Origin of the sequence: Inquilinus sp. Marseille-Q2685, from assembly GCF_916619195.1 — a bacterium.
Classification (GTDB): domain Bacteria; phylum Pseudomonadota; class Alphaproteobacteria; order DSM-16000; family Inquilinaceae; genus Inquilinus.
Map to the genome: position 1 here is coordinate 179,235 of NZ_CAKAKL010000009.1, position 19,214 is coordinate 198,448.

General features: G+C 69.2%; 23 protein-coding genes. 9 read left to right on the forward strand and 14 right to left on the reverse strand.

All coding sequences use genetic code 11. The annotated features are described in order from the left end of the window. Positions 1 to 159 precede the first annotated feature (159 nt). The 3 genes from LG391_RS29750 to LG391_RS29760 are packed head-to-tail and all read right to left on the reverse strand — an operon-like array spanning position 160 to position 3,705. Positions 160 to 1,062, reverse strand: coding sequence for a carbohydrate ABC transporter permease (locus tag LG391_RS29750; RefSeq protein WP_225771890.1), 903 nt, complete (start codon positions 1,060 to 1,062; stop codon positions 160 to 162). After that, positions 1,049 to 1,996, reverse strand: a complete 948-nt coding sequence (locus tag LG391_RS29755; protein WP_225771892.1) for a carbohydrate ABC transporter permease — start codon at positions 1,994 to 1,996, stop codon at positions 1,049 to 1,051. The genes LG391_RS29750 and LG391_RS29755 overlap by 14 nt, the downstream gene beginning before the upstream one ends. A 53-nt stretch (positions 1,997 to 2,049) precedes the next feature. Then, the gene (locus tag LG391_RS29760; protein WP_225771894.1) at positions 2,050 to 3,705 is read right to left on the reverse strand and encodes an extracellular solute-binding protein; all 1,656 of its coding nucleotides are present in this window, start codon (positions 3,703 to 3,705) and stop codon (positions 2,050 to 2,052) included. Positions 3,706 to 3,917: 212 nt separating this feature from the next. Between LG391_RS29760 and LG391_RS29765 the strand changes: the two genes are divergently transcribed. Then, complete coding sequence (locus LG391_RS29765) at positions 3,918 to 5,741, forward strand: extracellular solute-binding protein (RefSeq protein WP_225771896.1); 1,824 nt, start codon at positions 3,918 to 3,920, stop codon at positions 5,739 to 5,741. A 134-nt stretch (positions 5,742 to 5,875) separates the two neighbouring features. After that, complete coding sequence (locus LG391_RS29770) at positions 5,876 to 6,187, forward strand: hypothetical protein (protein WP_225771898.1); 312 nt, start codon at positions 5,876 to 5,878, stop codon at positions 6,185 to 6,187. A 54-nt stretch (positions 6,188 to 6,241) separates the two neighbouring features. Here the strand turns inward: LG391_RS29770 and LG391_RS29775 are convergent, their stop codons facing one another. Both LG391_RS29775 and fumC read right to left on the reverse strand, forming a co-directional pair. Further along, positions 6,242 to 6,463: a ribbon-helix-helix domain-containing protein gene (locus LG391_RS29775; protein ID WP_225771899.1), complete on the reverse strand. Its 222-nt coding sequence runs from the start codon at positions 6,461 to 6,463 to the stop codon at positions 6,242 to 6,244. 10 nt (positions 6,464 to 6,473) lie between these two features. Beyond that, the gene (fumC, locus tag LG391_RS29780) at positions 6,474 to 7,877 is read right to left on the reverse strand and encodes a class II fumarate hydratase (RefSeq protein WP_225771901.1); all 1,404 of its coding nucleotides are present in this window, start codon (positions 7,875 to 7,877) and stop codon (positions 6,474 to 6,476) included. 112 nt (positions 7,878 to 7,989) lie between these two features. Here fumC and nthA point away from each other — a divergent pair, with 112 nt between their 5' ends. Genes nthA through LG391_RS29795 form a run of 3 tightly spaced genes read left to right on the forward strand, consistent with a single transcriptional unit; the run spans position 7,990 to position 9,654 of the window. Then, positions 7,990 to 8,625 carry a nitrile hydratase subunit alpha gene (nthA, locus tag LG391_RS29785; RefSeq protein WP_225771903.1) on the forward strand — a complete coding sequence of 212 codons (636 nt, stop codon included), beginning with the start codon at positions 7,990 to 7,992 and terminating at the stop codon, positions 8,623 to 8,625. Then, positions 8,622 to 9,281 (forward strand): nitrile hydratase subunit beta, encoded by a 660-nt coding sequence (gene nthB, locus LG391_RS29790; RefSeq protein ID WP_225771906.1) that lies wholly within the window; start codon positions 8,622 to 8,624, stop codon positions 9,279 to 9,281. The genes nthA and nthB overlap by 4 nt, the downstream gene beginning before the upstream one ends. Continuing rightward, positions 9,268 to 9,654, forward strand: a complete 387-nt coding sequence (locus LG391_RS29795) for a nitrile hydratase accessory protein (RefSeq protein ID WP_225771908.1) — start codon at positions 9,268 to 9,270, stop codon at positions 9,652 to 9,654. Before nthB ends, LG391_RS29795 begins: the two co-directional genes overlap by 14 nt. 25 nt (positions 9,655 to 9,679) lie before the next feature. On the opposite strand, the gene LG391_RS29800 is transcribed toward LG391_RS29795, so the two are convergent. Further along, positions 9,680 to 9,988, reverse strand: a complete 309-nt coding sequence (locus LG391_RS29800; RefSeq protein ID WP_225771910.1) for a hypothetical protein — start codon at positions 9,986 to 9,988, stop codon at positions 9,680 to 9,682. A gap of 21 nt (positions 9,989 to 10,009) precedes the next feature. On the opposite strand from LG391_RS29800, the gene LG391_RS29805 reads away from it, so the two are divergent. Then, positions 10,010 to 10,396 (forward strand): RidA family protein, encoded by a 387-nt coding sequence (locus tag LG391_RS29805; protein WP_225771912.1) that lies wholly within the window; start codon positions 10,010 to 10,012, stop codon positions 10,394 to 10,396. Between the two features lie 10 nt (positions 10,397 to 10,406). Here LG391_RS29805 and LG391_RS29810 read toward each other — a convergent pair whose 3' ends face one another. The 3 genes from LG391_RS29810 to LG391_RS29820 are packed head-to-tail and all read right to left on the reverse strand — an operon-like array spanning position 10,407 to position 12,228. Beyond that, positions 10,407 to 11,495, reverse strand: a complete 1,089-nt coding sequence (locus tag LG391_RS29810) for a 5-(carboxyamino)imidazole ribonucleotide synthase (RefSeq protein WP_225771914.1) — start codon at positions 11,493 to 11,495, stop codon at positions 10,407 to 10,409. Beyond that, on the reverse strand, positions 11,492 to 11,992 hold the full coding sequence (gene purE, locus LG391_RS29815) for a 5-(carboxyamino)imidazole ribonucleotide mutase (RefSeq protein WP_225771916.1): 501 nt from the start codon (positions 11,990 to 11,992) through the stop codon (positions 11,492 to 11,494). The genes LG391_RS29810 and purE overlap by 4 nt, the downstream gene beginning before the upstream one ends. A gap of 35 nt (positions 11,993 to 12,027) precedes the next feature. After that, positions 12,028 to 12,228 carry a YdcH family protein gene (locus LG391_RS29820; RefSeq protein WP_225771918.1) on the reverse strand — a complete coding sequence of 67 codons (201 nt, stop codon included), beginning with the start codon at positions 12,226 to 12,228 and terminating at the stop codon, positions 12,028 to 12,030. Between the two features lie 174 nt (positions 12,229 to 12,402). Here LG391_RS29820 and LG391_RS29825 point away from each other — a divergent pair, with 174 nt between their 5' ends. Further along, a complete protein-coding gene (locus tag LG391_RS29825) occupies positions 12,403 to 13,485 on the forward strand; it encodes an ATP-dependent 6-phosphofructokinase (RefSeq protein ID WP_225771920.1) in 1,083 nt (360 codons plus the stop codon). 405 nt (positions 13,486 to 13,890) lie between these two features. Here the strand turns inward: LG391_RS29825 and LG391_RS29830 are convergent, their stop codons facing one another. The 3 genes from LG391_RS29830 to LG391_RS29840 form a co-directional block, all read right to left on the reverse strand. After that, a complete protein-coding gene (locus LG391_RS29830) occupies positions 13,891 to 14,613 on the reverse strand; it encodes an MOSC domain-containing protein (protein ID WP_225771922.1) in 723 nt (240 codons plus the stop codon). A gap of 69 nt (positions 14,614 to 14,682) precedes the next feature. Then, on the reverse strand, positions 14,683 to 15,864 hold the full coding sequence (locus tag LG391_RS29835; protein WP_225771924.1) for a patatin-like phospholipase family protein: 1,182 nt from the start codon (positions 15,862 to 15,864) through the stop codon (positions 14,683 to 14,685). A gap of 22 nt (positions 15,865 to 15,886) precedes the next feature. Next, a complete protein-coding gene (locus tag LG391_RS29840; RefSeq protein ID WP_225771926.1) occupies positions 15,887 to 16,624 on the reverse strand; it encodes an acetoacetate decarboxylase in 738 nt (245 codons plus the stop codon). A 245-nt stretch (positions 16,625 to 16,869) separates the two neighbouring features. Between LG391_RS29840 and LG391_RS29845 the strand changes: the two genes are divergently transcribed. Next, positions 16,870 to 17,037: a YdcH family protein gene (locus LG391_RS29845; protein ID WP_225771928.1), complete on the forward strand. Its 168-nt coding sequence runs from the start codon at positions 16,870 to 16,872 to the stop codon at positions 17,035 to 17,037. Between the two features lie 81 nt (positions 17,038 to 17,118). Here the strand turns inward: LG391_RS29845 and LG391_RS29850 are convergent, their stop codons facing one another. Then, positions 17,119 to 17,712, reverse strand: a complete 594-nt coding sequence (locus LG391_RS29850; RefSeq protein ID WP_225771930.1) for a DUF1013 domain-containing protein — start codon at positions 17,710 to 17,712, stop codon at positions 17,119 to 17,121. Between the two features lie 147 nt (positions 17,713 to 17,859). Next, complete coding sequence (locus LG391_RS29855; protein WP_225771932.1) at positions 17,860 to 18,861, reverse strand: NAD(P)H-quinone oxidoreductase; 1,002 nt, start codon at positions 18,859 to 18,861, stop codon at positions 17,860 to 17,862. A 164-nt stretch (positions 18,862 to 19,025) separates the two neighbouring features. Between LG391_RS29855 and LG391_RS29860 the strand changes: the two genes are divergently transcribed. Continuing rightward, positions 19,026 to 19,208, forward strand: coding sequence for a DUF1192 domain-containing protein (locus LG391_RS29860; protein WP_225771934.1), 183 nt, complete (start codon positions 19,026 to 19,028; stop codon positions 19,206 to 19,208). Positions 19,209 to 19,214: the final 6 nt, after the last annotated feature.

Here is a 19,214-nt window from a genome sequence, read left to right on the forward strand (position 1 = left end):
TCTCCCGCCGGACGCGGGAGAGGTCGACAGCGCGCAGCGCTGGCGGGTGAGGGCTGGTCCCGGCCTCGACGAAATCCCCTCACCCGTAGCCGCTTCGCGTCTCCGACCTCTCCCGCAAGCGGGAGAGGCAACAACACACCGGCTCCACCGGCGACGGCTTTACCCCTTCACGGCGCCCAGCGTCAGGCCGCGCACGATGTAGCGCTGGGCGAACAGGGCCAGCAGCACCGGCGGGATCATCGCGATCAGCGCCCGGGTGGCCATGAACCAGAACTGCACGCCGCGGGTGTCGACCGCGCCGGCCATGTGGGCGGGCATCATCTTGGTCTCGGTGATGCCGAGCGAGGACGAGAACAGGAACTCGTTCCAGGCGAAGGCGAAGATGATCATGGCGGTAGCGGCCACCGCCGGCGCCGCCAGCGGCAGGGCCACGCGCAGGAAGGCGCCCCAATGCGATGCCCCGTCGACCAGCGCCGCCTCCTCCAGCTCCACCGGCAGGTCGAGGAAGGTCTGGCGCAGGATGACGACGACGAAAGGCAGGATGAAGGTGGCGTTGCACAGGATCAGCGCCGTCTTGCTGTCCAGCATGTCGAGCGACCGGAACACGATGTAGAAGGGCAGCAGCGTCGCCACCGGCGGCAGCACGCGCTGCGACAGGAACCAGATGGTGATGTCGCTGTTGCTCCAGAACCGGAATCGCGCCAGGGCGTAGGCCGCCGGCAGGCCGAGGGCGAGGGCCAGGGCGACGGCGCTGAGCGACACGATCAGGCTGGTCTGCAGCGCGCGCCAGCCCTCCGGCGTGCTCAGCTCCACCGCGAAGTTGTTCAGGGTCGGCTGGAAGTCGAGCCAGGGGATGCCGAGCCCGGCCACGGTGAAGGTGTCGGCCGGGTTGCGCAGCGCCGTCGAGATCGCCCAGTACAGCGGGAAGAAGAACAGGACCGCGGCGGCGATCGCGACCAGCGACCACAGCGAATCGGCCATGCTGCTGCGCCGGCCCAGCGGCTTCACCCGGTCGACGGGGGCCTCGTGGATCGGCGGCGCGGTGACCTCAGGCGTAGACATTGCGCACCCGCTTGAAGAACAGGGTGACGATCGCCATCACCACGGCCAGCAGGGTCAGCGCCAGGGCCGAGGCGTAGCCGACGTCGAAGAAGCGCAGGCCGGTGCGGAAGGCGAGGTAGGAGACCGACTGGGTGGCGTTGCCGGGCCCGCCCACGGTCAGCGAGGCGACGACGTCGAACACCTTGATCGCCTCGGCCAGGCGCAGCAGCAGCACGACGACGATCACCGGCGCCATCAGCGGCAGCACCACCCCGGTCCAGATCCGGAAGCTGGAGCTGGTGTCCAGCCGCGCCGCCTCGATCAGGTCGTCCGGGATGCCCTGCAGCCCGGCCAGCAGGACCAGGAAGCAGAAGGGCGTCCATTGCCAGATATCGACGATCATGACGGAGACCAGGGCCCAGCCCGGGTTGGACAGCCAGGGGATCCCGGTCCAGCCCAGGGGCCCGCCGGCCTCGTAGAAGATGGTGAAGAACAGGTAGCCGGCCGCGACCGGGGTGGCGAAGATCGGCAGGATCATGATCGTGCGCAGCACGCCGCGGCCCGGGATGCTGCGGTTGAACAGGAAGGCCAGCAGAAGGCCGAGCCCCATCTCGATGCCGACCGAGACGACGACGAAGATCGCCGTCACCTGCGCGGCCTCGCGCACCTGGGGGTCGGTGAAGACGCGGCCGAAATTGGCGAGGCCGGCGAAGGTCCAGCTGTTGACGGTCTCGCGCTTCACCTCGGTCCGGGTGCGCGGGGTGCCGTCCGGCTTCAGCACCGGGTTGCCGCTGGCGTCCAGCCGCGGCACCTCGGCCCGGGTCATCACCGTCTCGGTCTTCACCGTGTGAAAGGCGGCATAGACGGTGTAGAGCGTCGGGAAGATGGTGAACACCAGCACCCAGGCCACCGCCGGGGTCAGGAACAGCAGGCGGATCCGTCCGGTCCAGCGCATCGTGCCGCCTCGGCCCCCTTCCCGTTACGCCTCCGTCACCCCGTCCGTGCCCGCTATTCGCCCTTCCAGCCGATCGCGGCCTGGTAGTTCTTCAGCTGCTGGTCGCGGCCGAGGCGGTCGGTGATCTGCTCCCAGGCCGCCGCGGTGTCGTCCAGCGCCTGCTGCGGCGTCTTCGACCCGCTCATCGCCGCCGACAGGTTGCTGTCCAGGGCGTCGTAATACTCCTGTGTTCCCGTGATCCGCAGATACGGCAGCGTGGTCTTGGCGTTGTAGGTGTCGTAATAGGCCTGCAGGTACTCCTTCACGTCCTGCTCGTCCCATTTCAGGCTGGATTCGGTGTAGTCGGTCAGCTTCGCCTCGCCGGTCGGCTCCAGCCATTGGTAGCTGTAGCCGGGGTCGACGCCGTCCCAGCCGATCGTGGCCAGGAACTTCTGCGACGGCTTGATCGCCATCAGCGCCAAGAGGCTGTAGGCCGCCTCGGGATGCTGGCCCAGCGACGACACCACGCCGTGCCACGACCCGCCGGTGTTGTTGCCGACCTGCCGCGGCCCCTCGGCCTTGACGAAGTCCTTCTTCTCCATGTCCCAGTAGGTGTCGGACGCCGGCAGGACGGTGGAGCCGAGCTTGCCGCGGAGCTTCGACCGCTCCGGGTCCTGCGCCAGCGCGCCGACGTCGCCGTAGGAGAAGTTGAACACCGCCTTGCCGCGCAGGAAATAGTCCCAGGCCTCGCCCAGGCTCCAGCTCACCTGGGCCGACGGGCCGTAGGAGGCCAGCTCCTTCAGGAACTCCAGCGCCCTGACATGGCCCGGGCTGTTGATCAGCGGCTTCATGTCGACCGGGTCGAACCAATAGACGTTGTGGGTCCGGTCCAGCGTCTCGCCCGGCGTCATGGCGAAGGAGGTGGCGAGGGTGGTGAAGTGGTACAGTCCCTGCTCGCGCACCTTCAGGTGCAGCACGATGCCCGAATCCGGGTCGGGGTCGTTGCTGTCGAAGCTCTTGCCGTTGAAGTATTTGGCGATGTCGCGCACCTGCTGCGCCGTCTGCGGCGGCGCCGGCAGGTCGTAGCCGTACTCCGCCTTGAACGCCGCCTGGTGCTGCGGGTCGGTCAAGAGGTCGCGGCGGTAGTACAGGATCTGGCCGTCGACATCGCTGGGCACGCCGTAGCCGGTGCCTTCCCAGGTGTAGATGGCATGCACCGACGGCGGCATCACGCCGTAATCCCATTTCGGATACTCGCCGCTCTTGTTCCACTCGTCGACCGGCAGGATGTATTTGCCGGCGATCAGGTCGCCGTAGAAGAAGGCGCCGACGATCATGGCGTCGTATTCGCCGGTGCCGTTGCGCAGGTCGAGGAAGGTCTTGGTGTAGAGCTCCGAGATCGGGGTCAGCGCGATGTTCAGCTTGGCGCCGGTCAGCTCCTCCCAGATCGGGCGGAACATGTAGAGCGGGCCGGAGATGCCGCCCTTGGGCCCGGAATCGAGGGTGAGGATCGTCACCGTCTCGCCCTCGAAGGGCTTCTGGCCGGGACCGAAGAGCGTGCCCAGCTCCTCCTTCGTCGTCTTGATCTCCATCCCGTATTCGGGATCGGATTTCAGGGTCACCGTGCCGTCGTCGTGCCAGGTGACGTGCGGCGTGTTCTGCGCGACGGCGGCGGCACCGCCCAGGACGATCAGCGCCGCCGACAGCAGCAGAGCCCTGCTGATGGCCATGGCTTTCCTCCCCCTGTGACATCGCCGGACTAGGTCCGGTCAGCTTCGATCCTTGGATTCGCGCTCGACGCAATTCGCGTTCGTTATGTCGGGCGAAATCGTGCGATGCTTGCGCAAGGCTTGTCAAGGGAGCCCTCCGGCGTATCGGCCTTGCGTCGTCGCCCATCGGCGGGAAGACTGCGCCCCATCGATTCCCCCGCCCGGACAACCTCATGCGCGCCGCCCGCCTCCTGCTCCGACTCGCCCTCGCCGTCCTGCTGCCCGGCGCCCTGCCGGCGGTTGCCCAGACGCAGGTGCCGGCAGCAGCGGGAGGCGGCATCGCCATGCACGGCGAACCGAAATACCCGGCGGATTTCGACCATTTCGCCTATGCCGATCCGGCCGCGCCGAAAGGGGGCGAGCTGCGCCAGGCGGTGATCGGCAGCTTCGACACGCTGAACCCCTTCATCATCGGCGGGCAGACCGACCAGGTCCGGCTGATCGTGCCGCCCTATGTCTTCGCCAGCCTGATGACGCGGGGTTGGGACGAGCCGTTCACGCTCTACCCCTATGTGGCCGACCGGGCGGAGATGTCGGAGAACCGGCGCCAGATCACCTTCCACCTCAATCCCAAGGCGGTGTTCCATGACGGCACGCCGATCACCGCGGACGACGTGATCTTCACCTGGCAGGCCCAGGGCACCAAGGGCCTGCCCAACACTCGCGCGATCTACGGGACGATGGAGGGGATCGACCGCATCGACGACCGCACGGTGCGCTTCCGCTTCAAGGCCGAAGCGGCGCGCGAGAACCCGCTCGTCGTCGCGATGCAGCCGATCCTGAGCAAGGCCTGGTACTCCGGCCATCCGTTCGACCAGCCGAGCCTGGACCCGCCGCTGGGGGCCGGCCCCTACAGGATCGGCGCGGTCGATCCGGGGCGCAGCATCACGCTGGCGCGGGTCAAGGACTGGTGGGCGGCGGACCTGCCGGCGATGCGCGGGCTCTACAATTTCGACACGCTGCGGTTCGACTTCTATCTCGACGCCGATACGGCGCTGGAGGCGTTCAAGGCCGGGGCCTACAACCTGCGGCGCGAACGCGACGCCGAGAAATGGGTCGGCGGCGCCTACGATTTCCCGGCGGTCCAGGACGGCCGCGTCACCATGCTGACCCTGCCGCACTACCGGCCGGTCGGGATGATGGGCTTCGCCATGAACACGCGGCGGCCGATGTTCGCCGATCCGCGGGTGCGCCGGGCCATGATCCTGGCCTTCGACTTCGAATGGGTGAACAAGACCCTGCTGGGCGGCCAGTACAAGCGCGACGACAGCTACTTCGCCAACTCGGCCCTGGCCGCGACCGACACGCCGAAAGGGGCGGAGCTGCAGCTGCTGGAGCCGTTTCGCGACCAGCTGCCGCCGCAGCTCTTCACCGAGCCCTACGTCCTGCCGCCGAGCGACGGCAGCGGCCGCAACCGGGAGAACCTGCGGGCGGCGCAGGGCCTGCTGGCCGAAGCCGGCTGGACGATCCGGGATAATGTGCTGGTGGACGGCAGCGGCGCCCCGTTCCGCTTCGAGATCCTGCTGCAGAACAAGGGCTATCAGCGGATCGCCCTGGCCTATGCCGACCAGCTGCGCCGGCTCGGCATCCAGGCCTCGGTCCGGCTGGTCGAAAGCGCCCAGTACACCAACCGCGTCGAGACCTATGATTTCGACGTGATCCTCAACACCTGGATCTCCACGCTCTCGCCCGGGGTGGAGCAGGCGCGCTACTGGGGCAGCGGCTCGGCCGACGTGCCCGGAACCCGCAACTATCCGGGGGTGAAGAGCCCGGTGGTCGACGCCATGATCAAGGCCGTCACCGCCGCCAGCAGCCAGGAAGAGCTGCAGGCCGCGGTGCATGCCCTCGACCGGGTGCTGCTGTGGGGCAACTACGTGGTGCCGCTCTATTACCTCGACCGCGACTACATCGCCTATTGGGGCAATCTCGGCCGGGTCACCACCGTCAACCCGACCTACGGCACGGTGCTGGAGGCCTGGTGGTCTAACGACAAGTAGCGGCGTCCCCGCCGGCACCGCGGGTCCGTGCAATTATTCACAATTGCTGGGAACCCGGTCCGTGACCATGGGTTTTCCGGACACCGCTTCGGCTCGCTCCGAAGCGGATTGTCAGGAAGCCCAAGGAGCTTTTCGTGAAGCGCATTCTGTTCGCCGCCGCCATTGCCAGCCTGGCGGCCTCGCCGGCATTTGCCGCCTGCACCGACGACGTCCAGGCCCAGTCGCAGAAGGTCATGACCCTCAGCCAGACCCTGGCCGGCAAGGCCCAGGCCTCGAAGGACGAGCAGTGCTCGGCGATGAAGGACGTCATGGCAGAGACCAAGAAGCTCAACGAGCTGTACAAGACCTGCAAGTCCGAGCTGAACCTGACCGACGCGCAGATCCAGCAGGTCGACCAGCAGGTGACCACCGGCGACCAGGCCTATTCCGCGCAGTGCGGCGGCTGATCTCCACAGCCCGATGACGAAAGGCCCCGGCCGACCGGCCGGGGCCTTTTCATGTCAGATCTCCCGCTCCAGCGCCGCCTGGAGGACCGCGGTCCTGAGCGCGCTGGACAGGTTGCCGTCCGGGTCGCGGGCGGCGTCGACCGCCTCGACCAGCCGGTTGACCGGCAGGCCGCGCGCCGCGGCCAGGCGGGTGAGGGCGTCCCAGAAGGCCGGCTCCAGCGACACGCTGGTGGCGTGGCCGGCGATGCTGACCGACCGCTTGCGGACGCCGCTCACCGCTGGTGGATCAAGCAGACGGGCCGACCATGGTCTCCGGCCGCACCCACTGGTCGAACTGCTCGGCGGTGAGGAGGCCCAGCGCGATCGCCGCCTGCTTCAGCGTGGTGTTCTCGGCATGCGCCTTCTTCGCCACCTTGGCGGCGTTGTCGTAGCCGATATGCGGGTTCAGCGCCGTCACCAGCATCAGCGACTCGTGCAGCAGCTGCTCGATCCGCTCGGTCCGGGCCTCGATGCCGACGACGCAATTGTCGGTGAAGCTGCGGCAGGCATCGGCCAGCAGGCGGATCGACTGCAGCAGGTTGTAGATGATCACCGGCTTGAACACGTTCAGCTCGAAATGGCCGGTGGCGCCCGAGATGGTGATGGCGACGTGGTTGCCCATCACCTGGGCGCAGACCATGGTCATCGCCTCGGACTGGGTCGGGTTGACCTTGCCCGGCATGATCGACGAGCCGGGCTCGTTCTCCGGCAGGTGGATCTCGCCGATGCCGCAGCGCGGACCGGAGCCGAGCAGGCGGATGTCGTTGGCGATCTTCATCAGCGAGGCGGCCAGCGTGTTCATCACGCCCGAGGCCTCGACGCAGGCGTCGTGCGCGGCCAGCGCCTCGAACTTGTTCGGCGCGGTCTTGAACGGGAAGCCGGTGATGCTGGCGACATGCGCCGCGAAGGCTTCGGCGAAGCCCTCCTTGGCGTTCAGCCCGGTGCCGACGGCGGTGCCGCCCTGGGCGAGGTCGAGGAGGTGCGGCAGGCAGCCCTTGACCCGGGCGATGCCCAGCTCGATCTGCCGGGCGTAGCCGGAGAATTCCTGGCCCAGCGTCAGCGGCGTCGCGTCCTGCAGATGGGTGCGGCCGATCTTGACGATGTCCTTGAACTCGGCCGACTTGGCGGCCAGGGCGCGGTGCAGGTGCTCCAGGCTCGGCAGCAGCTCGTGGCCGATCTGCTCGACCGCGGCGATGTGCATCACCGTCGGGAAGCTGTCGTTCGAGGACTGGCCGCGATTGACGTGGTCGTTCGGATGCACCGGCTTCTTCGAGCCGATCTCGCCGCCCAGGATCTCGATCGCGCGGTTCGAGATCACCTCGTTGGCGTTCATGTTGGTCTGGGTGCCGGACCCGGTCTGCCACACCACCAGCGGGAAATGATCGGCCAGGGTGCCGTCGATCACCTCCTCGGCGGCGGCGACGATGGCGTTGCCGACGGTCGGGTCGAGCTCGCCGAGCGCGATATTGGCCTGGGCCGCGGCCTTCTTCTGGATGCCCAGGGCCCGCACCAGCGGGGCCGGCATGCGCTCGCCGCCGATCTTGAAGTTCTGCAGGCTGCGCTGGGTCTGCGCGCCCCAGTAGCGGTCGGCCGGCACCTCGACGGCGCCCAGGCTGTCGGTCTCGGTGCGGAATGCGGTTTCGGCGGCCATCGAAAGGCTCCGGTTGCTGTCAGTTTTCGGCTGGCCGGTGTGCTAGCACGAATGCGGGTGTGGGGGTAGGCTGGGTGATCCCATCCGGATTCCGATGCGCGGAGCGAGGTCCATGACCGCCCACGATCATCACGACCATGACCACGATCACGAGGGCAGCGCGCTGCCGCAGATCGCGCTGCGGGTGAAGGCGCTGGAATCGATCCTGGTCGAGAAGGGCTATGTCGACCCGGCCGCGCTCGACGTGCTGATCGAGACCTACGAGACCAGGATCGGCCCGCGCAACGGCGCCCGGGTGGTGGCGAAGGCCTGGGCCGACCCGGCCTATCGCGAGCGCCTCAGGGCCGATGCCAGTGCCGCGATCGCCGAGCTCGGCTTCATCGGCCGCCAGGGCGAACACATGGTCGCGGTCGAGAACACGCCGGACACCCACAACCTCGTCGTCTGCACCTTATGCTCCTGCTACCCCTGGCCGGTGCTGGGGCTGCCGCCGGTCTGGTACAAATCGGCTCCCTACCGTTCGCGCGCGGTGATCGACCCGCGCGGCGTGCTGGCCGATTTCGGCGTCGCCCTGCCGGCCGAGACCAGGATCCGGGTCTGGGATTCGACCGCCGAGACCCGCTATCTGGTGATCCCGATGCGCCCGGCCGGCACCGAGGGCTGGGACGAGGAGGCGCTGGCCGGCCTCGTCACCCGCGACAGCATGATCGGCGCAGGGATCGCGCGTCAGCCGGAGGCCGCACGATGAACGGCGCCCAGGATCTCGGCGGCATGATGGGCTTCGGGCCGGTGGTGCCGGAGCCGGAGGATGTCCGCTTCCATGCGGAGTGGGAGAAGCGGGCCCTGGCTGTCACCCTGGCCACGGGCGCCCTCGGGCATTGGAATATCGACGCCAGCCGGCATGCGCGCGAGACGCTGCACCCGGCGGACTACCTGTCCTCCAGCTATTACGAGATCTGGACCAAGGGGCTGGAGAAGCTGCTGCAGGGCGCCGGCTTGGTCTCGGCGGAAGAGCTGAAGGCCGGGCGCGCGATCGACCCGCCGGTGCCGGGCCAGAAGGTGCTGCGCGCGGATCAGGTCGCCCCGGTGCTGGCGCGCGGCACCAACTACCAGCGGCCGGAAACGGCCCCGGCGCGCTTCGCCGCCGGTGACGCGGTGCGCACCCGCAACGAGCATCCCACCGGCCACACCCGGCTGCCGCGCTACGCCCGCGGCAAGGCGGGCACGGTCGAGCGCGTGCACGGCGTCTTCGTGCTGCCCGACAGCAACGCCCATGGCCGCGGCGAGAGCCCGCAATGGCTCTACACCGTGCGCTTCGATGGGCGCGAGCTGTGGGGCGAGGCGGCGGACCCGACCCTGACCGTCTCGATCGACGCCTGGGAAGGCTATCTTGAGCCGGCATGAGGCGGTGATCGCGGCGCTGGACGGCACGGCGCCGCTGCCGCGCGACGCCGACGGGCCGGTCTTCGCCGAGCCCTGGCAGGCCCAGGCCTTCGCCATGGCGGTGGCGCTGCACCAGCGCGGCGTCTTCACCTGGCCGGAATGGGCGGCGGCGCTGGCGGCGGAGATCGCCCGCGCCCGGGCGGAAGGCGACCCGGATGACGGCAGCCGCTACTACGAGCACTGGCTGGCGGCGCTGGAGCGGCTGGTGCTGGCCAAGGGCGTCGCCGACGCCGAGGCGCTGGGCCGGCGCAAGGACGCCTGGGACCGCGCCGCCCGGGCCACGCCGCACGGCGCGCCGATCCTGCTGGAGAACGATCCGTTGCGCAGGATGTGAACGTCGGTCCGAACGAGGGAGCGACCTATACCTGGACGAGATCCAGCCGCTTCTCGATGCGATCCAACCGGGTCTCGATCCGGTCGATTCGGGCGGACTGGCCGGCGAAATCGGCGAGAAGCCCGGCCACGGCGGCATGAAGCCCGGCCACCTGGGTTCCGAGCGACGTCATCCGGCGCTTGAGATCGGCGACGTCCTCGGTCAGACGATTGACGTTCTCGTCGATCTGCCGGAGATAGCGCAGGATGAGGCTATCGGGTTCGTCGCTCATCCCGTCAATGTGGCGATGGCGGCGTGGAAAGTCCACATCCGGGCCGGTCGCCTGCAGGCCCACCCAGCGACATCGGGGAACACCATGACCATCCAGCTGCACAACCCAGCCGGCGTCGCCGCGCCGTTCTCCCGCTACAGCCACGGCGCCTCGGCCCCGGCCGGCGCCCGCTGGCTGCACATCTCCGGCCAGGTCGGCGCCACGCCGGACGGCACTATCCCCGACGATGCGGAACGCCAGATGGAGCTGGCCTGGGACAACCTGCTCGCCGTGCTGGCCGATGCCGGCATGACCGTGACCGACCTGGTCAAGGTCGACGGCTTCATCACCCGGCCGGACCTGGTGCCCCTCTATCGCACGGTGCGCGAGCGGCGCCTGGCCGGGCACGCCACCGCCTCGACCCTGGTGGTCGTCGCCGGCTTGGTGGCGCCCAGCCTGCTGGTCGAGATCCAGGCGGTCGCGGCGCGTTAGGTAGTCTCTCTCAGTCCTTCGGCAGCAGCCGGTTGACGTGGCCCATCTTGCGGCCCGGGCGCGGGGCGCCCTTGCCGTAGAGATGCAGCCTGGCGCCAGGCTCGGCCAGGAAGTCCGGCCAGCGCAGCACGTCGTCGCCGATCAGGTTCTGCATCACTGCGTCGGAATGGCGGTCGGTCGACCCCAGCTTCAGGCCGCAGACGGCGCGGACCAGCTGCTCGAACTGGTCGCAGGCGCAGGCGTCCTGGGTCCAGTGGCCGGAATTGTGCGGCCGCGGCGCCAGCTCGTTGACCAGGAGGCCGCCGTCGCGCGCCTCGAACAGCTCGACGGCCAGCAGGCCGACCATGTCCAGCGCCGTGATCAGCGTCCGGGCGATCTCCTCCGCCTCCGCGGCGCGTTCCGGCGCCAGGTCGGGGGCGGGGGCGATCGTCTCCGACAGGATGTGGTCGCGGTGCCGGTTCTCGACCGCGGGGTAGCACACCACCGATCCGTCGACGCCGCGGGCGGCGATCACCGACAGCTCGCGGGCGAAGTCGACGAAGCCCTCGAGGATGGCCGGCCGGCCGCCCAGCCTGTCCCAGGCCGCAGCGGCGTCGCCGGGATCGCGGATCACCGCCTGGCCCTTGCCGTCATAGCCCTCGCGACGGGTCTTCAGCACCGACGGCGTGCCGATCGCGGCCACCGCCGCCGCCAGCTCCTCGGCCGAGCCCACGGCCCGCCAGGGCGCGGTGCCGATGCCGTGCCGGTTGCAGAAATCCTTCTCCGCCACCCGGTCCTGGCACACCGCCAACCCGTCCGGCCCCGGCCGCACCGGCACGCGGGCGGCCAGGTGCAGCACGGTCTCGTAGGGGATGTTCTCGAACTCGTAGGTGACGACGTCGACCTGGGCGGCGAAGGCGTCCAGCGCCGCGTGGTCGGTGTAGGAGGACAGGGTCGACCGGTCGGTCACCTGGGCGCAGGGGCTGTCCGGGTCCGGGCACAGCACATGGGTGCGGTAGCCGAGGCGGGCGGCGGCGAGCGCGGTCATGCGGCCCAGCTGGCCGCCGCCGAGCATGCCGATGACGCTGCCCGGAGGGAGGGGAGAAACGGTGCTGCTCATTCGTCCTTCGGGTGCTCGGCCACGGCCTCGGTCTGGCGCTGGCGCCAGGCGTCCAGGGCATCGGCGACAGCCGGGTCGCCCAGCGCCAGGATCGCGGCGGCCAGCAGCGCCGCGTTGATCGCCCCGGCCCGGCCGATCGCCAGCGTGCCGACCGGGACGCCGCCCGGCATCTGCACGATCGACAGCAGGCTGTCCATGCCCTTCAGCGCCTTGCTCTCGACCGGCACGCCCAGCACCGGCAGCGGCGTCATCGCCGCCGCCATGCCCGGCAGATGGGCGGCGCCGCCGGCGCCGGCGATGATCACCTTGACCCCGCGGCCCCGCGCCTCGCGGGCGAAGTCGTACAGCCGCTCCGGCGTGCGGTGGGCCGAGACGATGCGCGCCTCATGGCCGATGCCGAGCAGCGATAGCGTCTCCGCGGCGTGGCGCATGGTCTCCCAGTCGGACTGGCTGCCCATGATGATCGCCACGGGCGGCGCGGCGGCGGGTTCGGCCATCGGTCGGAAGATCCTCGGGGTTGCGGGCACGCCCGTCAGGCGATGATGTCGGGCAGCAACTTGCTCTCGATCATCGAGATCTGATCCTTGAGCAGCAGCTTGCGCTTCTTCAGGCGCTGGATCTGAAGCTGGTTGACGGGGCCATCCGCGGTCAGCCGGTCGATGATCTCGTCGAGGTCGCGGTGCTCGACCCGCAATGCGGCCAGCTTCTCCTGCATCGACTCGATGTCGATCATTCCCTCAAACGGCCTTTCCTGCGGGTCCCGGCTTCAACGGCGCCCGATCATAGCAAAGGGAGCGGCCCGACCGGAACGCGTTTGACGCGGGGGAGGGGCGCATCCGGCTCTTACAGCACCGGGCGCTTCCCGGTACAAGGGGGAACTGCAACGGAAGCGGGAACGAAGCACGGCATGGCGGGAGAGAAGCGCATCGGGATTCTGACCAGCGGCGGCGACTGCGCCGGCCTCAACGCGGTGATCCGCGCGGCGGTGTGCCGGGCCGACGGCCTGGGCTGGACCGTGATCGGGATCAAGGAGGGCACCTCCGGCCTGCTGGCCCGGCCGCTGCGCTACGAGGTGCTGACGCCGGACAAGATGACGACCGCGGTGATGCGCCAGGGCGGCACCATCCTCGGCACCACCAACAAGGGCGACCCCTTCGCCTTCCCGATGTCCGACGGCACGCTGAAGGACCGGTCGGTCGAGATCGTCGGCGGCTATCACGAGCTCGGCCTCGACGCGCTGATCGGCGTCGGCGGCGACGGCAGCCATTCGATCCTGCGGCGCCTGGCCCAGCAGGGCGGGTTCAACTATGTCGGCATCCCGAAGACGATCGACAATGATGTCGGGCTGACCGAGGTCTCGGTCGGCTTCGACACCGCGGTGGCGGTGGCGACCGAGGCGCTGGACCGGCTGCAGCCGACCGCCGCCAGCCACGCCCGGGTGATGGTGCTGGAGGTGATGGGCCGCGACGCCGGCCACATCGCGCTGGCGGCGGGCATCGCCGGCGGCGCCGACGTCATCCTGATCCCGGAGATCCCGTTCTCGATCGATTCCGTGGCGCAGAAGATCCGCGAGGTGCGCAAGACCGGCCGCAACTTCGCGCTGGTGGTGGTGTCCGAGGCGGTGAAGACGGCCGACGGCACCAAGGTGCACAAGGAGTATCACGGCGGCGAGAAGCGCTTCGGCGGCATCGGCGACTACGTCGCCTTCAAGATCGCCGACACCACGGGGGCGGAGACGCGGGTGACGGTGCTGGGCCATGTCCAGCGCGGCTCGATGCCCAGCTGGCGCGACCGGCTGATCGCCTCGGCCTTCGGCGCCCATGCCGTCGACCTGATCGCCGAGGGCAAGTTCGACCGCATGGTCGCCTGGTCCGACCGGCGGGTGATCGACGTGCCGCTGCAGGAGGCGATCGCGGAGTACCAGGACGTCAAGCGGGACGACCCGTTGGTCCGGACGGCCCGGGCGCTGGGGATCTGCCTGGGGGATTGAGGCGAGGCCGATCGATCCCCGATGGGGCCTTCCAACAATAACTGAATCAGAAACTGTCATGCCCGGGCTTGACCCGGGCATCCAGAGAACGTCGACATCTTCTGGATTGCCGGGTCAAGCCCGGCAATGACAATAAAGAAATTATATTTGCTGGATCCCTTATTCTCAGGCGTAAGTCTTCAGGCGCCCCACGGCCTATTGCAGCGGCTCGATCCCGTCATTATTGGCGATCCGCTGCCGGGCCGCCGCGATCGTGTCCAGGATGCCCGAATGGCGTCCCACCGCCTTCTGGGCCGCAGAAACCTCGCTCTCAAGCTGAGCGGACCACTGATGGCCAGGCCCCTGCGGGGCTCGCCATGACGAAGAAAGGCCGGAGAGTCGATTTCAAGGGCCACTGGATTGAGCCTAATCCAGCACCCGCGCCGCGTCGCCGACCCGGATCTCGCCCGGGGTCTCGACCGTGCACAGCACGCCGAAATGGGTGGCGTTGCGCTTGGTCACCGCCATCAGCACCGCGGGGTCGAGCGGCAGGTCGCCCTGGGCGATGGTGGTGAAGGCGCAGCGCACGCAGGGCTCGACGATGCGGAGGCGCACGTCGCCGACCAACACCGCCCGGCCGATCCAGCCGGTCTCGGCGAAACCCTCCGCCCCCGGCAGGTCGAGCACCAGGTTCGGCCGGAACCGGCGCTCGTCGATGGCGCTGTCCGGCAGGATCTCCCGCAGCGCGTCGAGCGACGCGGTGGTGACCAGATGGATCGGATGGCGCTCGTAGCGCGGCTTGAGCGGCCCGGACGTCGCGCCCTCGGCCGCGTCGGCGCCGTGCGGGCGCAGCATCACCGCGAAGCCGAAATGCGCGGCCAGGGCGTCGCCGGCAGCCTCGGCCGGCAGGCTGCTGCCGTCCGGGAAGTCGAGCCGCAGCCCGTCTTTGGCGCTGCGGGCCTGGATCTGCGGCGCCGGGCGCCAGCGGCGCTTGGTCTCGGGAAAGGCGGTCTCACCGCTGCCCCGGTCGGCCAGGCCCCAGGCCCGGTCGCCGGCCAAGCCGGTCGCATCGACGCTGCAGGCCTCCAGGCGCTCGCCGCCGAGCGAGCTGACCGGATAGCGCCACAGCGCCGCGACCCGTCCGTCCATCGCATCCCCCTGCCGTCCGCCCCGGCATTATCGCGAATGCCGAGATGTCCGCAATCGGGTGCGCAGCCGCTACCGATCCTGCCGGTGCACGTCGTGGGTAACGACGCCGACCTCGGGCGCCGGCCGGTCCAGCCGGCGCGGATCGGCCAAAGTGCGGCGGATGTCGTCGAGCCCGCTCTGCCAATGCTCGCGCATCGCGTCCAGGCCGAACTCGTAGTCCTTGGAATGGCCTTCATAGGCCTTCGACTGATAGATCAGGTGGACGATGTTGTAGGCGCGGTGGCAGGCCAGTTCGGCGATCGCCTGCATCTCCGGGTCCTTTTTGGCCTCTTCCGGCAGCCTCTCCATCACCCGCTGCAGCGCCTGCCGCATCCGCTGCATCTGCAGCATGTAGGCGGTGATGGCGCGGGTGCGGCTGGAATACTGGATGTCCTTCTGCCGGCTGTTCACCTCCATCAGGTCGTCCGGCAGCCGGCCCTTGGCCGACCACAGATCGACCTGGAAGGCCAGGGTGTCGCGCCGCGGCTCGGTCGACAGCACATAGGACAGGGGCGTGTTCGAGACCACGCCGCCGTCCCAGTAGAACTCGCCGTCAATCTCGATCGCCGGGAAGCCGGGCGGCAGGGCGCCGGAGGCCATGAAATGCTCCGGCCCCAGCCTCCGCTCGGTCGTGTCGAAATAGACGAAGTTGCCGCTGCGGACATTGACCGCGCCGACGCTGACCCGGATTTCGCCGGAGTTCAGCCGGTCGAAATCGACCAGTTCCCGCAGGGTGTCGCGCAGCGGGCTGGTGTCGTAGAAGCTGGTGGCGGCATCGCCGGCGAAGGGCGACAGGAAGGGGGGCGGGAAGCGCGGCTTGAAGAAGCCGGGCTGGCCCTGGAACAGCGCCCGCATCGCCGCGGCGGCATTGTGCACCGAGCGCGTGTCGAAGGCGAAGGGCAGCGCCTCCGCCAGGCCCTCGCTCGCCGGCCATTCCACCGGGGCGGCGCAGATCGTCTCCCAGAACTCGCGCAGGCGGTCGACCCGCTGGGATTCGGGCGATCCCGCGATCACCGCGGTGTTGAGCGCGCCGATCGAGATGCCGGCCAGCCAGGTCGGGCGGATCCCGGCCTCGTGCAGCCCCTCATAGACCCCGGCCTGGTAGGCGCCGAGCGCGCCGCCGCCCTGCAGCACCAGGGCGACGACATCGTAGGGCGGGACCTCGATCTGTCCCGGGGCGCTGCGCGCCTGCTTCCGTTTCACGCCACGCATTCAGGGTTCTCCTCCCGCCGGGTCAGGCGAGGTAGTCGTGAACGACGGTGCCGAGGCCGAGCGTCAGGTCGGCGACCAGATGCTTGGCCGACAGCACCTCCAGCACCGGCAGCTCGGCGACGGGGGCCAAGGCGTGCGGGTACAGGTCCAGCGCCGCCGGGCCGGTCCAGGCGCCCTTCACGGTCACGTCCTCGAGATAGTAGCGCACCAGCTCGCAGATCCGCGGGCTGCCGTCGACATGCGGGATGATCTTGAGCAGGAAGTTCGGCGCGCCCAGCCCCCTGGCCTCGGCGGCGAGGTCCAGGGTGCGGTGCTTGTAGCCCATGGTGCCGATGGCGATGCGGATCGAGCCGTAATTCAGCGTGCCGACCAGCGTGTCGGTCTCGACCGCGAGCGTCGGCTGCGCCAGCTTCTTCGGGAAGCCCCACAGCTCGCGCCCGCCGGCGATCGGCGGGTGGTCGTTCAGGAACATCTGGTGGGTGTAGCCGCCGGTCTGCCCCTGCCAGCGCACCGGGATCACTTGGCCGCTCTCGGTGTAGTCGCCGAAGCCGGTCGAATCCGGCATGCGGATGAACTCGTAATTCACCACCGGCTCGATGATCTCCAGCGGCTCCGGCACCACCCGGCGCAGCGCCTCCGGATCGGTGCGGTAGCGGATGATGAAGTACTGGCGGTCGACGAAGCGGTAGGGCCCGGGCGGGAAGGCCGGGCTGGTCAGCGGCATGGCGAAGGCGGTCCGCCGCACGGTCTCGCGATCCATTTGCGCTGCATCCTCGCTGTTGTGCGCTGCACAAGACTAGCCGAGCGAAGCGGCAGAAGGAGTCGGAAACCGTCGCGTTAAGGAAATTCACGTCCGCAATGCGGCCGATCGGGGCGGGGCGACCGATTGTCCTGCGTCCGCGACAGGAATAGAAGCCTCGTTGACTTGCAACCGCCATCGGCGCGTAACATATGGGAAAAAGGAGGGGCTGAACCACTGTCCAGCTTTCAACAGAGGAGCGAGAGATGGCCGTTGCAGAGCGTATTGAAGCGCTTCGGACCAAGCACGCCGCCCTGGATCGCACATTGGAAGAGGTGATCCACCGCCCCCACCCCGACGAGCTCGAGATCGTACGGCTGAAAAAGGAAAAGCTGAGACTCAAGGACGAGATGGCGCGATTGGATCACGCCTGACGGAGAGATTCACGGATCTCCGAATCATAAGGGCGGTGCCGGGGGGCGCCGCCCTTGCCGTTTCAGGCCCCGAGTCGCGCCTCAGTCCTCCTGGGTTTCCTCGGCATCCTCGTCGAAGCTGACGGTCGGGGCCGGGATGGCGCCCGGCGGCAGGTTGGCGCGGGCCTTGGTCAGGGCCGCATCCAGCTCCATATAGGAACAAAGGCCCAGCATCACCGGGCTGCGCGGCTTCAGGTTCGGCGAATTCCAATGGCTCTTGTCGCGGATCGCCTGGATGGTCGGCTTGGTGGTGCCGATCAGCTTGCAGATCTGGGCGTCCGACAGCTCCGGATGCTCCTTCAGCAGATAGGCGATGGCGTCCGGCTTGTCGCCGCGCTTGGTCACCGGCGTGTAGCGCGGGCCCTTGGAGCGCGCGACCGGCTGTGGCATGTCCGACACCGCCATGCGCAGGCGCGCATTCGGGTCGGCCTGGCAGCGCTCGATCTCGGCCTGGGTCAGCTGGCCGTTGACGATCGGGTCCAGCCCGACCATTCCGATCGCGACCTCGCCGTCGGCGATGGCCCGGATCTCCAGCTCATGCAGGCCGCAGAAGGCGGCGATCTGGTCGAAGCTCAGCGAGGTGTTCTCGACGAGCCAGACGGCGGTCGCCTTCGGCATCAGGGGCTGTTTGTTCATTCTTCACGTACTCCTCTGCGCAAAGCGATCCCGCCGCGACCGGCCGGGGCGGCCGACCTGTCCTCTCGCACTCGCGCGTAAGGGAGGGGAGCGGGGTCGGCGCGGCGCCGCCCACGGTGCTCGACCTAGGGATGTCACGCGCCCGAGTCAAGCGAGGAGTATGATTTTCCCGACATGGGCGCTCGATTCCATCAGCGCATGCGCCTCCGCCGCCCGGGCCAGCGGGAAGCTGGCGTGGATCACCGGCTTGATCCGCCCGGCCTCGATCAGCGGCCAGACCTCGGCCTCGAGCGCGGCGGCGATGGCGCCCTTCTCGGCGACGCTGCGCGGCCGCAGGGTCGACCCGGTCAGGGTCAGCCGCTTGGCCATCACCTTCTGCAGGTCGACCTCGACCTTCGCGCCCTTGAGGAAGGCGATGCTGACCTGCCGGCCGTCCACCGCCAGCGCGTCGATGTTGCGGGCGACATAGTCGCCGCCGACCATGTCGAGGATCACGTCCACGCCGCGGCCGCCGGTCTTCTCCCGGATCACCGCGGCGAAGTCCTGCTCGCGGTAGTCGATGGCGACATCGGCGCCCAGGTCGAGGCAGGCGCGGCACTTCTCGGCGCTGCCGGCGGTGGCGAAGACGGTGGCGCCCCGGGCCTTGGCAAGCTGGATCGCCGTGGTGCCGATGCCGCTCGACCCGCCATGCACCAGGAAGCGCTCGCCGGGCTGCAGCCGGCCGCGCTCGACCACATTGGTCCAGACGGTGAACAGGGTCTCGGGCAGGCCCGCCGCCTCGGCCGGGGACAGGCCTTTCGGGATCGGCAGGCATTGCGGCGCCGGGGCGACGCAATACTCGGCGTAGCCGCCGCCGGCCACCAGGGCGCAGGCCGGATCGCCGACGGACCAGCCCTCGACATCGGGGCCGATGGCGGCGACGGTGCCGGCGACCTCCAGTCCCGGCAGCGGGCTGGCGCCCGGCGGCGGGTTGTACATGCCGCGGCGCTGCAGCACGTCGGGCCGGTTCACCCCGGCCGCGGCCACCCGGATCAGGATTTCGCAGGCCCCGGGCGACGGCACCGGCAGGGTCGCCGGCTTGAGCACCTCGGGCCCACCGGGGGCCTCGATCACGATCGCGGTCATGGTCTCGGGAAGGATGCTCGTCATCGGCTCACGCTTCCGGTTCGGGAATGGGGCGGATGATGACCGAAATGTCATGCGGCCTTCATCCGGCGGTCGGATGGAGCGGCCTAAGGTCGCTTGCGGTCCGGGCTTGCCGATCCTCGCGCCGCCCGCGAGGATTGTCCATCCGCTGCCGAAGGAGATGGCCGATGGATCCGGAAGATCTCGAACCGCGCCAGCGCAAGGCGCCGCCCAAGCCGCTCGACGGCCTCTCGGTCGCCGAGCTGGAGGAGTACATCGCGAGCCTGGAGGCGGAGATCGTCCGCGCCCGCGGCGTGATCGCCGGCAAGCAGAGCCACAGATCGGCCGCGGACGCGCTGTTCAAGCGCTAGAGACCA

What these genes read in the sequence shown, in the direction of transcription:
- LG391_RS29810 (WP_225771914.1), bottom strand. Translation starts at nt 11,495, where the DNA reads ATGAGCAGCACCGTTTCTCCCCTCCCTCCGGGCAGCGTCATCGGCATG.
- LG391_RS29835 (WP_225771924.1), bottom strand. Translation starts at nt 15,864, where the DNA reads ATGCGTGGCGTGAAACGGAAGCAGGCGCGCAGCGCCCCGGGACAGATC.
- LG391_RS29845 (WP_225771928.1), top strand. Translation starts at nt 16,870, where the DNA reads ATGGCCGTTGCAGAGCGTATTGAAGCGCTTCGGACCAAGCACGCCGCC.
- LG391_RS29855 (WP_225771932.1), bottom strand. Translation starts at nt 18,861, where the DNA reads ATGACGAGCATCCTTCCCGAGACCATGACCGCGATCGTGATCGAGGCC.
- LG391_RS29755 (WP_225771892.1), bottom strand. Translation starts at nt 1,996, where the DNA reads ATGCGCTGGACCGGACGGATCCGCCTGCTGTTCCTGACCCCGGCGGTG.
- fumC (WP_225771901.1), bottom strand. Translation starts at nt 7,877, where the DNA reads ATGGCCGCCGAAACCGCATTCCGCACCGAGACCGACAGCCTGGGCGCC.
- LG391_RS29830 (WP_225771922.1), bottom strand. Translation starts at nt 14,613, where the DNA reads ATGGACGGACGGGTCGCGGCGCTGTGGCGCTATCCGGTCAGCTCGCTC.
- nthA (WP_225771903.1), top strand. Translation starts at nt 7,990, where the DNA reads ATGACCGCCCACGATCATCACGACCATGACCACGATCACGAGGGCAGC.
- LG391_RS29860 (WP_225771934.1), top strand. Translation starts at nt 19,026, where the DNA reads ATGGATCCGGAAGATCTCGAACCGCGCCAGCGCAAGGCGCCGCCCAAG.
- LG391_RS29825 (WP_225771920.1), top strand. Translation starts at nt 12,403, where the DNA reads ATGGCGGGAGAGAAGCGCATCGGGATTCTGACCAGCGGCGGCGACTGC.
- LG391_RS29850 (WP_225771930.1), bottom strand. Translation starts at nt 17,712, where the DNA reads ATGAACAAACAGCCCCTGATGCCGAAGGCGACCGCCGTCTGGCTCGTC.
- LG391_RS29840 (WP_225771926.1), bottom strand. Translation starts at nt 16,624, where the DNA reads ATGGATCGCGAGACCGTGCGGCGGACCGCCTTCGCCATGCCGCTGACC.
- LG391_RS29760 (WP_225771894.1), bottom strand. Translation starts at nt 3,705, where the DNA reads ATGGCCATCAGCAGGGCTCTGCTGCTGTCGGCGGCGCTGATCGTCCTG.
- LG391_RS29820 (WP_225771918.1), bottom strand. Translation starts at nt 12,228, where the DNA reads ATGATCGACATCGAGTCGATGCAGGAGAAGCTGGCCGCATTGCGGGTC.
- LG391_RS29765 (WP_225771896.1), top strand. Translation starts at nt 3,918, where the DNA reads ATGCGCGCCGCCCGCCTCCTGCTCCGACTCGCCCTCGCCGTCCTGCTG.
- LG391_RS29805 (WP_225771912.1), top strand. Translation starts at nt 10,010, where the DNA reads ATGACCATCCAGCTGCACAACCCAGCCGGCGTCGCCGCGCCGTTCTCC.
- purE (WP_225771916.1), bottom strand. Translation starts at nt 11,992, where the DNA reads ATGGCCGAACCCGCCGCCGCGCCGCCCGTGGCGATCATCATGGGCAGC.
- LG391_RS29750 (WP_225771890.1), bottom strand. Translation starts at nt 1,062, where the DNA reads ATGTCTACGCCTGAGGTCACCGCGCCGCCGATCCACGAGGCCCCCGTC.
- nthB (WP_225771906.1), top strand. Translation starts at nt 8,622, where the DNA reads ATGAACGGCGCCCAGGATCTCGGCGGCATGATGGGCTTCGGGCCGGTG.